This window comes from Flavobacterium sp. YO12, from assembly GCF_004119495.1.
Taxonomy (GTDB): Bacteria; Bacteroidota; Bacteroidia; order Flavobacteriales; family Flavobacteriaceae; genus Flavobacterium.
Genome location: NZ_NRQU01000018.1, coordinates 65,208 through 74,773, shown reverse-complemented (window position 1 = coordinate 74,773; position 9,566 = coordinate 65,208). Strand labels below are relative to the sequence as shown.

General features: G+C 33.4%; 10 protein-coding genes. 7 read left to right on the top strand and 3 right to left on the bottom strand.

Annotated features, from left to right (window positions below):
• Positions 1–4: 4 nt before the first annotated feature.
• The 3 genes from BOW55_RS08260 to BOW55_RS08250 all read right to left on the bottom strand — a co-directional run bounded on the left by BOW55_RS08260 (position 5) and on the right by BOW55_RS08250 (position 1,839).
• Positions 5–907 carry a PhzF family phenazine biosynthesis protein gene (locus BOW55_RS08260; protein WP_129023736.1) on the bottom strand — a complete coding sequence of 301 codons (903 nt, stop codon included), beginning with the start codon at positions 905–907 and terminating at the stop codon, positions 5–7.
• Between the two features lie 73 nt (positions 908–980).
• A complete protein-coding gene (locus BOW55_RS08255) occupies positions 981–1,538 on the bottom strand; it encodes a YdeI family protein (protein ID WP_129023735.1) in 558 nt (185 codons plus the stop codon).
• A gap of 22 nt (positions 1,539–1,560) precedes the next feature.
• Positions 1,561–1,839: a hypothetical protein gene (locus BOW55_RS08250; protein ID WP_129023734.1), complete on the bottom strand. Its 279-nt coding sequence runs from the start codon at positions 1,837–1,839 to the stop codon at positions 1,561–1,563.
• Between the two features lie 203 nt (positions 1,840–2,042).
• On the opposite strand from BOW55_RS08250, the gene BOW55_RS20800 reads away from it, so the two are divergent.
• The 7 genes from BOW55_RS20800 to lgt all read left to right on the top strand — a co-directional run bounded on the left by BOW55_RS20800 (position 2,043) and on the right by lgt (position 9,551).
• Positions 2,043–2,213 (top strand): hypothetical protein, encoded by a 171-nt coding sequence (locus BOW55_RS20800; protein WP_164975015.1) that lies wholly within the window; start codon positions 2,043–2,045, stop codon positions 2,211–2,213.
• Positions 2,214–2,266: 53 nt separating this feature from the next.
• Positions 2,267–2,809 (top strand): hypothetical protein, encoded by a 543-nt coding sequence (locus tag BOW55_RS08245; protein ID WP_129023733.1) that lies wholly within the window; start codon positions 2,267–2,269, stop codon positions 2,807–2,809.
• Between the two features lie 218 nt (positions 2,810–3,027).
• A complete protein-coding gene (locus BOW55_RS08240; RefSeq protein ID WP_129023732.1) occupies positions 3,028–4,572 on the top strand; it encodes a patatin-like phospholipase family protein in 1,545 nt (514 codons plus the stop codon).
• A 293-nt stretch (positions 4,573–4,865) separates the two neighbouring features.
• Complete coding sequence (locus BOW55_RS08235; RefSeq protein ID WP_129023731.1) at positions 4,866–5,762, top strand: hypothetical protein; 897 nt, start codon at positions 4,866–4,868, stop codon at positions 5,760–5,762.
• A gap of 29 nt (positions 5,763–5,791) precedes the next feature.
• Positions 5,792–7,201, top strand: coding sequence for a T9SS type A sorting domain-containing protein (locus tag BOW55_RS08230; protein WP_129023730.1), 1,410 nt, complete (start codon positions 5,792–5,794; stop codon positions 7,199–7,201).
• Positions 7,202–7,351: 150 nt separating this feature from the next.
• Positions 7,352–8,623, top strand: a complete 1,272-nt coding sequence (serS, locus tag BOW55_RS08225) for a serine--tRNA ligase (protein ID WP_129023729.1) — start codon at positions 7,352–7,354, stop codon at positions 8,621–8,623.
• A 94-nt stretch (positions 8,624–8,717) separates the two neighbouring features.
• Positions 8,718–9,551, top strand: a complete 834-nt coding sequence (gene lgt, locus BOW55_RS08220) for a prolipoprotein diacylglyceryl transferase (protein WP_129023728.1) — start codon at positions 8,718–8,720, stop codon at positions 9,549–9,551.
• Positions 9,552–9,566 lie beyond the last annotated feature (15 nt).

The window sequence follows — 9,566 nt, the reverse complement described above, 5'->3', positions numbered from 1 at the left end:
TTTTTTATAGATAAAGTTCGCCTTTCATCGTAATTATCGAAGAACCGCCAACCAAAATATCATTTTCGCGATTCATAACTTCAATAATCGAAGGCTGATTTAATTTTACACCTTGCAGGATTTTATATTCTTGATTGAGTTTTGCTTGTTTTTTTTGAGTTAAAAATCCAATTAATGGACCTGCGGCAGTTCCTGTTGCGGGATCTTCATAAATTCCGATTATTGGATTAAAAAATCGGGTCTCGGCAATATGTTCTTCATTTTGACCTTTTATGGTAAAGCAATAAAAACCTTCAGATTGATATTCTTTCGAAATTTCGATTAACAGTTTTGGATCTGGAATACAATCGTTCAGGATTTGACTGTTTTTAATGGGAACCATAGTATGCGAAACTTCAGTTTTAACGATTGTGGGAACAAAGTCGTTGCTGTCTAAATCTTCGATTTTTAAACCAAGTGCAACCGCTAATTTGTATGTTGGAATTTCCTGCCTTAAAACTGCCGACTTTTGATGCATTTGCACAACAGGATAAAAGCTTACGGGATCAAAACTTACAGTCAACGGAATTGCAGCGTGTTTCATGATTACGAAACGAGCGTTTTCTTCTTGGTCTTTAAATATGGGTATTCCTTTTAATAAAGCTCCGCAAACCGCTCCTAATAAATTGTGTCCTGCGCCGTCAATTTCGATTCCGGTTGGAGTAAACGAGCGTACATTTAATGCTTTTTGTGCTGGGGAATAATAAACAAATGAAGTTTCGGAATAGCCAAATTCTTTGGAGATGTTTTGATACGTTTCTAATTCTAAATTACCGTTTGTAAAAACCACCGAAAGTGGGTTTCCTCTATAACTTTCATTTGAGAATACATCTAAAACATAATATTCTAATGCTTTTCTTCCTTCCATTCCTTTTTCTTTTTTAGCTTAAACTTTTAGACGGAATAAAGTTAATGCTTAAAAAATATGAAAACAACAGCTTTTACAACATTCGTTTTTGTTCAGCACTTATTGCTATTGCTTTTTCTAGTCTCGAAAGTCTGGTTTTTTCTTGTTTGGCGCTCATAATCCAGTGAATCATAACTTTTTTGTACGATGGTGCTTGATTTTCGAAAAAGTTCCAAGCGGGTTTATTGGCTTTAAAATGTTTTTCAAATTCTGGATTTAGAACTTCTGGTTCTTTTTCATAAGAATAAATTCCAGATTTTGCGTCAGATCTTAGTTCAAAAGCTTTTAATCCGGCTTCTCTCATAAGTCCTGCCTTTGTAAGTTCTTCGACTTTTTTGATATTGATGGCGCTCCAATTGCTTGTTTTTTTTCTGGGTGTAAATCTGTTCGAATAACTTTCTTCATCAATTGATTTTCGAACACTGTCAATCCAGCCAAAACAAAGCGCTTGATCTACAGATTCAGACCAGGTCATTGATGGTTTTTTGGTGCTCATTTTATAGAAACCTACTATAAGTTCGGTTTCTTTATCATGATTTTTTTCTAACCATGCTCTAAATTTTTCTGGAGTTGCAAAGAAGATTGGTGTCATGATTTAAGCGGTTATAAGATTTCTACAAATTAGCAATAGCCCTAATAATCCATAAAAGTACAATGAATAACAAAAAAGAGAATTGAACTTTATTTACTTTTTGGGTTCCAAATTTCTTGACCAGAAAACGATCTATCAATACAGCCGCAAAAACGGGAATTAACCAAAATAAAATATAAATCCCCATTAATCCATCTGGCGCAGAATTTCCGTTTATAAGAATTACTGCGTAAATAATTCCAATAATAATAGAGAGAATTCCTGCGACATAGAATAAGGTTAGATTTTTTGGTAGGCTCATAGAATTGGCAGTTTTAAGATTTTGATAGGTGAAATTTTAATTTCGTAATAAACTTACAAAAAAAATATGGTTCGAATATATACAGTTTTAATTAGGGTTACTAATAAACAGCTCTACTCGTCGTTGCAAAAACGCCTAAAATAGTATTGATTATATCATTATTTCGACGAAATTTGCAAAGCAAAACAGTTAGGATGTGAATCATGGCAAAAGGACCCGAAAAGAATACTAAAAACAAGGCTTTACATACCAAATTACTAAATCGTAAAAAGGCTAAACTTCAAGAAGAAAAGAGAGAACGTGCTTTACGATTGAAAGCTTTAGTTGCGAAAATGAACGAAATGAAGAAGAATGACGAATCTGACGCTGTTTAGATTAGTAGATTTCTTAAGTCTTTAATTTTAAAATAATCTCAAAACAAAACAAAATGGAGGAATTCGGTAGAATTATAGTTTCTGAAACAGCAATGGAAAGTGAAAATCCGCAGGATATTATCAACTCTAATATTTCGGTAATCAATCTGATGCGTGAAGAAAAAGTAGATGACGATCTGATTCATGAAGATGCTTTGTTGAGTTATTATTTAGATTATTATGCGTCGCAATATGCAGCTGGTAATTTTTCGCAGTTTGTTTATAATTCTGGTTGGAACAAAGAATTAAACGAATTGATTGAAGAAGGTTTGACTTTGATTGGTGCCGAAAAACATTTGGAGTTATTTCAGGCGCAAGCTAAAAGAGTCAAATTATTGAGCAGCGTAAAAATTGCTAAATTTCTTAAAGGAAAGTTCGAAGGTGTAAACCCAACAAGAGACTTGCTGAACAATAATACTTATTTTGAATTAGACGAAAATTTGGTCGAACTAAATGCCAATTTCCTAAAAAATCATCCTGATTTTGAAGTGCTTCCTGTAGATGAAATATTTGCAGTTTTGGAAGAGTTTGTTGGGCATGAAATAACAAGAGCTTAGTCTTTTTAAGGTTCAAAGGTTCAGAGCAGCAAAGGTTCAAAGAATAAAAGTTTTAATGATTTTGATGAGATTCGACTATTTTAAAACAAGCCTTTTAAAATAGTCGAATCTCATTAAGAGTAAAACTTAACAAATCTTTACGCAGTCCTGCTATTATTTTGTGAAATAACTTTATTAATTTCGCTTTGAGTGTTTTACAGATTTTAAAAAGGCCCAAAATGAGAAATAAATACTGCCAAATTTTGCTGATTCTTTTTGTTCAAGCAGCAATTTCTCAAAATAAAATCAATCTTTTTTCTGAAATCAATTACAGCTCCATTCCTGCAGTTTCTTTAAATGATTATAAATCGGTTCAGGAAAGAGATCCCAGTTTTCAGAATCCTAATATTGCACTCGGAATAAGTATTTCTGGCGGTGGTTCAAGAGCGCAGTTTTTTAGTATGGGCGTTCTCCTTGGACTTGAAGAAATTAGCGAGAACAATCTGCAGCGCAATTTTTTGAATGAAATCGATTATTATTCTACTGTTTCTGGCGGCTGTTTTTCGGCAGGATATTATTTAACCATTCTCAAGAATAAATTATTTCAAGACAACTGTTCTTTCAACGAGTTTTATTTTTCAAAAGCAGATGCTTACAAAGACTATGTCGATAAATCGGCCAATATATTGTCGCTTTTAAATAACAGTCGTAACGAAAAAGGAGATCGCGTATCAATGACACAGCGTATAGATGCTGATATTTTGCAATACGATGCTATAAATCCTGACAACAAAGATAAATTTGGAAAACAAATGCTGCTGTCTGATTTTTTTATTCCAAAAGAGAGTACTGTTGCGCCTTTGATGCCAATGTTTATTGCAAACGGAACTGCTTTTAATAACGGAGAACGAATTCCGTTTATGCCGCATATTATTAAAGGATTAAAACTTAATGCATCGCTTGCGCCAAATAGAGCTGCTTTGCCATTAAACGAAAGTGAAATTAATGACGGATATAATTTCCCTGTAACGTATGGTATTACGGCAAGTTCTGCCTTTCCAGGCGTTTTGCCAAAGGTTAAATTTGGTGTCAAAGATCAAAGTAAAATATTGTGTATTATAGACGGCGGTGCTTCGGACAATATGGGATACAAAACTTTGGCGGAAGTACTTCACAGCGATACCAGAGTAAATGATAAAAATAAAAAAGCCGTTTTTATTGACTGTCTTGGTCAAGGAAAAAAGGAGCCTTATATAAACGATACAAAAATTGGTCTTCTTTCATTGTTTGAAACGGCTTCGCTTTATACCGTTCAAACCCGATATATGACTTTTGATAAAGATGTAGAAAGTACTTTTGAAAGATATAAGATTCCTGTTAAGAATTATCAGATAATTGGTTTTACTACGATTCGAGATCATTTGCTGAAAATGGAGAAAGATCAAGATTACAATGATTTAGTGGCAGTATTGAAAGAAACAAACGATGATTCCAGCAGCTGGATTAAGCTCTTTGCCAATTTTAAAGAAGATTTAGTCACTAGATTTGGTGAAAGCGCCTTTAAAAAAGATAAAGATGGCGAAATAATAGTGGCAACGCTTGATAAAGATAAATTTCCAGAATTGACTGCTAGCGAAGTTTTACTGTTGTATGAATATGCTTCTCATGTTGAAACAAAATTGCGAATTACCGCTCAGGAAAGAGATGTTTTACTTTTATCCGGACGCTTTGCGGTATTTTTGAAAACGAATGAATTAAGAGAATTGCTTGTAGAATATAAGTAAATTAACTCATTGATTGTAACTGCAAAACAACAATAATTAAACACATAGAAACATAGATTTTGTATGTAAAAAAGAAGACAAAAAGAAACACGCTTCTTTCGCATAGCGCAACTATGAGTATTTAAAAAAAGTGAAGCGCCTAATTTAGACTGCAAAAGCTATGTTTCTATGTGTTGAAAATAATTACAGCCGGTGGGTTAAATTAAGAGCTCTCTTAAAAAAGTGATTTTAATTAAAAAGGGTAAGCAGATTATTTTATATTTGGAAGCCCCTAATTATTAAAATCAAGAACAATGAGAATTAAAACCTACTTAATTCTCAGTGGCATTTTTCTATTTTTATCCTCGTGTGGAAAAAAAGAGAAAGAAATCATTGAGGAAAATGCTTCATCGCTGGCTCTAAAAACAGAGACACCTAAACCAGTTGAAAAACTGATTTTCAAGAATAGTGAATACATAATTTCTTCTGACGAATTAGATTTAAGTCTGCTCAAAAAAGCATCCGAAAATTTGAAAATCGAATACAAAGCTGTTAAAATTGAAGATGTCAGTTCGATTAAATACAGTGATGAAATAACTTTTTTTGCGATTTGTATTATTAGAAAAGAGAACAAATCAAAATCAAAAGATGAAAATCGAGGTAATTTTTACGAAAGAAAATTTGTTTTCGTAAACAACAGCGACGGGAAAATTCTGGCAGAAGAATCTGACGCTGGTCTTGGTTATTATGAAAATGAAGGTTTAAGAGTCGGCAAAACGTATATTTTGAAAAATCTATTGAAACTGGATGAAAAAAATCAAGCAATTGCTTTTACTACAGCAGTATATTCAAACAGCAGAGTTGTAGTGTATTCTGAGGAAAAGCTAACGATTATGATATTCGACGGAAATAAAATGAAGAAATTGTTGTACGAATATCCAATTCGATCAGTAAATGGAGATTCAGACGGAAGCGGTACTTATCAAATCGAAACGCTCGAAACCGGTATTAGCATTTCTGATGCTCAGTCAAATGGGTTTTATGATTTATTGGTTTCAAAAATATTTTCATACGAGGCCGCTGCCGAAGAAGATTTAGAAAATGATATTCAGAAAATGAATGATCTAAAAGTTAAAAAAGAATTTCAAAGGCTGCGATACAATGGTAAAATCTACTCGTTTAAAAAAGACGATCAAAACCGATTTTTATAATTTTATGTCTTTATAGAAACGAAAAAAAAATGCGAAAAAAAATACTTTTTGTTTTATTGATTTTGCCTGTTTTCTTGTTGGCTCAAGAAAAACAAAAAGAAATGTCGGATAATGTGACGCGTTATTTTTATGACGATAAAGTAGTTTCGATCGAGATTTGGTATGGTGCTGATAAAAAGCCAGACAGTTCTAAAACCTATTATTCGAGTGGAAAACTAAACGAAGTTTTCTATTTTGATAAAGAGGGTAAAAAAGATGGAGATTGCTATCAGCTCAACAAACAAGGTGAAAAACTCGTAACGTGGAATTTTGTGCACGGAAAATTAACGAGTCGAGTAGATCATAAACTGCCTTTTAATAAAGATCGAGAAGAAACTACCAAGAAAGCACTAAAAATGCTGACTGAAATTAATGCAAAGACTAATTTTAATCCAACAAAAATTAATGATCTCTACAATCGCGGGGTTTTAAGAATCAGTCTTGGTAATACAACATTGGCAATTGAGGATTTAAAAAGGGTTGAATATGCGATTGACAAAGATCCCAAAAACAAGAATTTAGTTTTATCGGATTCTGCACAAAAGAAAGCGGCTTCCTTTCGAAGTAAACTTTACGATCGTATCGCAAGTATATATGGATCGCTTGAAATGGAAAGTTTCGCGTTTCACTATTATTATAAAGCAATCCAGAATGCGCCCAATGATTATCGCATTCTATATAATTTTGCAACATTGTTGCAGCAGAGAAAATCGTATGATTTGGCACGTTATTATTTAGAGAAAATTATAGCGGCAAAACCAGATCATGCCCACGCGAGATGGGGACTTGCCAGATTGTACAGTGATATGGGTGAGTATGAAAAAGCAATGGATAATATCATGTTTGCTTTTGTATCTGAAAAAGCCATTATCGAAAGAACAACAGGATACGGCGGACGTGATTTAAGAACGACCAGAGGTTTAATCTATCATAAACTTGGAGAATCGGACAAAGGAATTGCAGATTTAAAAATGGCTTTGGAGATGGATAAAAACAATTCGTATGCTATGAAAAACCTCGGAATCATTTATCTGGATCAAAAAAAGTACGAAGAAGCCTGTGCCTTATTTACAAAAGCAAAAGAACTAAATTATACTTTGACGTATGATGAATTTGATCTGGAGATGCTTTTAGAAAGTGCCTGTAATAATATGCCGCCAAAAGAAAATGCAAAAACTAAACCTTTTGTTTTTCCAAATCCTGCGGTAACAACCATTACAATTGAGAATTTGAATTCTAAAAGCTTTGATTTTGAGTTTTTTAACTTTGAATCCGTGTCGGTTTTAAAAGGAAAAACAAGCGACGGAACGATAAATGTTTCTGGACTGCTTTCTGGGTTTTACATTTTAAAAGTTACAGTTGGCACTTCAGTACAAACTTTTAAAATGATAAAAGAGTAAACTTTAAAAACGCTTTACAAACCTTTAAAGAAACTGCATGTAGATGTGCGAAATATTTCTTTCCTCAAAAACTTTGTCATAATCTTAGGAAACATTTGCTTAAATTTGCTTCCGTTATAAAAAATATACAATAGTTATAAAAAACAAGCTATGTTACAAATCGCATTTATTAGAGAAAATCAGGAGAAAGTAATCAAGGCTTTAGCAAAACGAAATATCGATGCTAAAAGCGTTGTTGAAGAGGTGGTGAAATTAGATGAAAACCGTCGTGCTGCGCAAGTTGAGCTAGACAATATTTTATCTGAATCTAATAAATTGTCCAAAGACATAGGCGAATTAATGAAAGCGGGAGAGAAATCGAAAGCCGCAATTTTAAAAGAAAAAACCGTTTCATTAAAAGAAAAAAGCAAAGAACTTGGCGAAAAAGCAGAAGCTTTGGCTGTTGAGCTGACTAATAAATTATACACTTTACCTAATCTTCCAGCTGATATTGTTCCAGAAGGAAAAACTCCAGATGATAATTTGAATGTTTTTCAAGAAGGTGATATTCCAGTTTTGCACGAAGGTGCACAACCGCATTGGGAATTGGTTAAAAAATACGACATCATCGATTTTGAATTGGGTGTAAAAATTACAGGAGCTGGTTTTCCTGTTTACAAAGGAAAAGGAGCTCGTTTACAACGTGCTTTAATCAATTATTTTTTAGATAAAAATACAACTGCAGGATATAATGAAGTTCAAGTGCCGCATTTGGTAAATGAAGCTTCAGGTTATGGAACTGGGCAATTGCCAGATAAAGAAGGGCAGATGTATCACGCTGGAGTTGATGATTTATATTTAATTCCAACAGCTGAGGTGCCGGTTACCAATTTATTCCGCGACGTTATTTTAAACGAAAGCGAATTGCCTATTTTACACACTGCTTATACACCGTGTTTCCGTCGTGAAGCAGGTTCATATGGAGCGCACGTACGCGGATTAAACCGTTTGCACCAATTTGATAAAGTTGAAATTGTTCGTGTTGAACACCCAGACAATTCATACCAAGCGCTTGACGGAATGGTTGAGCATGTAAAGGATATTTTGCAAGAACTGAAATTGCCATACAGAATTTTACGTCTTTGCGGAGGTGATATGGGTTTCACATCAGCTTTAACCTATGATTTTGAAGTGTTTTCTACAGCGCAGGATCGCTGGTTAGAAATTAGTTCAGTTTCTAACTTCGAAACTTTTCAAGCAAATCGCTTAAAACTGCGTTTTAAAGACAAAGATGGTAAAAACCAATTGGCACACACATTAAATGGAAGTTCATTGGCTTTGCCTAGAGTTTTAGCAGGAATTATAGAAAATTATCAAACACCAGAAGGAATCGTAATTCCAGAAGTTTTACGCCCTTACTGCGGTTTTGACATCATAAATTAAAAATTTCGTACATTTAGGGTTAAACCTAACAGGTTTTTTTAAACTTGTTAGGTTTTCTTAATTGTAACGGTCAGCATAATTAAAATTGAAGAGGATGAATGGAGTGTTAAATTGGAATGTAGACCCTGTTATTTATTGGATAACAGATAGTTTTCCTTTAAAATATTACGGAGCGCTTTTTGCTTGCGGACTTTTATTAGGATATTATATCGTAAGGAATATTTATAAAAAGGAAAATCTTTCTATCGAGAATCTTGACAGTCTGCTGGTTTATGTAATTGTTGGAACAATTTTGGGTGCAAGATTAGGGCATGTTTTTTTCTATGAGCCTGAATATTTTATGCAGCATCCGGTAGAAATTCTTTTGCCGATAAAAGAAACGGCAGGAGTTTATAAATTTGTTGGATATCAAGGTTTAGCTAGTCATGGCGGATCAATAGGAGTTCTTATTGCATTGGTTTTATATTGTCGAAAATATCATGTAAAGTTTTTGTGGCTTTTAGATAAAATGGCAGTTGGAGTCCCAGTAACAGGAGCATTTATCAGGTTTGGGAATTTTATGAATTCTGAAATCTACGGAAAAGCTACTAACGGAAATTGGGGCGTTGTTTTTCAAAGAGACGATATGATTCCAAGACATCCAACCCAACTGTATGAAGCATTTGCTTATTTAGTGATTTTTGGTATTTTGTTTAAAATGTATAAATCAGAAAGAATTAGAAATGCCAACGGATTAATTTTTGGAACCTTTTTGACACTATTGTTTCTAGCTAGATTTATAATTGAATTCTTTAAGGAAAATCAAGAAAGTTTCGAGAATAATATGCTTTTTAATATGGGACAATTATTGAGTATTCCTTTTATAATTATTGGCATAGTTTTGATTGTTTTAAAATCAAGACAAAAAAATGATTACGCAGGAGTTTGATAATTGCTGTGTTCA

Excerpts from the sequence above, each read along its gene's own strand:
- BOW55_RS08260 (WP_129023736.1), bottom strand. The coding sequence starts at position 907 with ATGGAAGGAAGAAAAGCATTAGAATATTATGTTTTAGATGTATTCTCA.
- BOW55_RS20800 (WP_164975015.1), top strand. The coding sequence starts at position 2,043 with ATGGCAAAAGGACCCGAAAAGAATACTAAAAACAAGGCTTTACATACC.
- BOW55_RS08240 (WP_129023732.1), top strand. The coding sequence starts at position 3,028 with ATGAGAAATAAATACTGCCAAATTTTGCTGATTCTTTTTGTTCAAGCA.
- BOW55_RS08245 (WP_129023733.1), top strand. The coding sequence starts at position 2,267 with ATGGAGGAATTCGGTAGAATTATAGTTTCTGAAACAGCAATGGAAAGT.
- serS (WP_129023729.1), top strand. The coding sequence starts at position 7,352 with ATGTTACAAATCGCATTTATTAGAGAAAATCAGGAGAAAGTAATCAAG.
- BOW55_RS08255 (WP_129023735.1), bottom strand. The coding sequence starts at position 1,538 with ATGACACCAATCTTCTTTGCAACTCCAGAAAAATTTAGAGCATGGTTA.
- BOW55_RS08230 (WP_129023730.1), top strand. The coding sequence starts at position 5,792 with ATGCGAAAAAAAATACTTTTTGTTTTATTGATTTTGCCTGTTTTCTTG.
- BOW55_RS08250 (WP_129023734.1), bottom strand. The coding sequence starts at position 1,839 with ATGAGCCTACCAAAAAATCTAACCTTATTCTATGTCGCAGGAATTCTC.
- lgt (WP_129023728.1), top strand. The coding sequence starts at position 8,718 with ATGAATGGAGTGTTAAATTGGAATGTAGACCCTGTTATTTATTGGATA.
- BOW55_RS08235 (WP_129023731.1), top strand. The coding sequence starts at position 4,866 with ATGAGAATTAAAACCTACTTAATTCTCAGTGGCATTTTTCTATTTTTA.